2 protein-coding genes are annotated in these 1,014 nt (G+C 48.9%); one reads left to right on the top strand and one right to left on the bottom strand.

Annotation, left to right across the window (positions count from 1 at the left end; all coding sequences use genetic code 11):
* Positions 1-6: 6 nt before the first annotated feature.
* The gene (locus tag AC2FNV_RS23545) at positions 7-150 is read right to left on the bottom strand and encodes a hypothetical protein (RefSeq protein ID WP_496774742.1); all 144 of its coding nucleotides are present in this window, start codon (positions 148-150) and stop codon (positions 7-9) included.
* Positions 151-312: 162 nt separating this feature from the next.
* Between AC2FNV_RS23545 and AC2FNV_RS23540 the strand changes: the two genes are divergently transcribed.
* Positions 313-1,014, top strand: a 702-nt coding sequence (locus AC2FNV_RS23540; RefSeq protein ID WP_496774741.1) for a lipoprotein N-acyltransferase Lnb domain-containing protein, incomplete at its 3' end; no start/stop codon positions are given.

Here is a 1,014-nt window from a genome sequence, read left to right as displayed (position 1 = left end):
ACACCTTCAAACTGACACGCACCGCCGTTCTTGCCGAGTGGCGCGAACTTGGTGCGCCATAAAGGACAGCGTCACTGGCCTAACAGAGATAAGTTCGAATTCGTCTGACAGGACCATCTGATGACTGGCATTGTGTGCGACGGTCTTCATTGAACCTGCACCGAGCCCAAAGCCACCCCGCCGGCAAAAGCTGCTTTTCGGGGTTTGCTGTCAAGATTGGTTTCAAAGATTCCATGATTATTTTGGTTTAACAGCCGAAAAAGCCTGTTCTAGACAATTTACTTACCTAGACGAGGATCCGTATTGTTTCACATGATCCGAATTTTCCGATTTCTACTGCTCGCACTTCTCTTTCTTATTTTCGCCTATGCAGTTCTTTGGGGCACGCTGGCGCTGTGGTACAAGCTGCCTGGGTCCGAGCTTTTGGTCCTGGGCTTCGCCGCAAGTTTCGCCGCGTTTGGAATTGGCACGCTTGTTGCATTCTTCACATCGATGCGTTGGCGATTTTTTGCGGCGTTTGTAGCCGCTTTAATTGCAGTTAACGTTTGGTGGAATTCACTTGTCCCTCCGTCTGACGGAAATTGGGATCCAGAAGTGGAACGACAAGTAACAGGAATAATCAATGGTGATATCCTGACTCTCCAAAACGTACGGGCCTTCAATTGGCGAACAGAAGGTGATTTTGATAAACGTTGGGTGACGCGAACATATGATCTGTCTCAGATCACAAGCACCGATTTATTCATGTCGTATTGGGCTGGGCCAGAAATGGCGCATTTTATGCTGAGTTTCGGCTTTGCGAACGGGGACTACTTAACTTGGTCCGTCGAAGTTCGTCGTGAAATCGACAGCACGTTTTCTCCTGTCGCAGACTTCTTTAAGGCACATACTATTTCTGTGATCGCCGCCGAAGAACGCGATGTTGTGGGTCTGCGCTCAAACATCCGGAAAGAACGCGTACAACTGTTTAGGGTTGATCGAAATCCAGGTGACACTCGTCTGCTAGAAGCCTTC

Source organism: Ruegeria sp. BHSA163, assembly GCF_059613365.1.
Note: the sequence above shows the minus strand (reverse complement) of the source record. Positions and strands in the feature narration are given on the sequence as shown.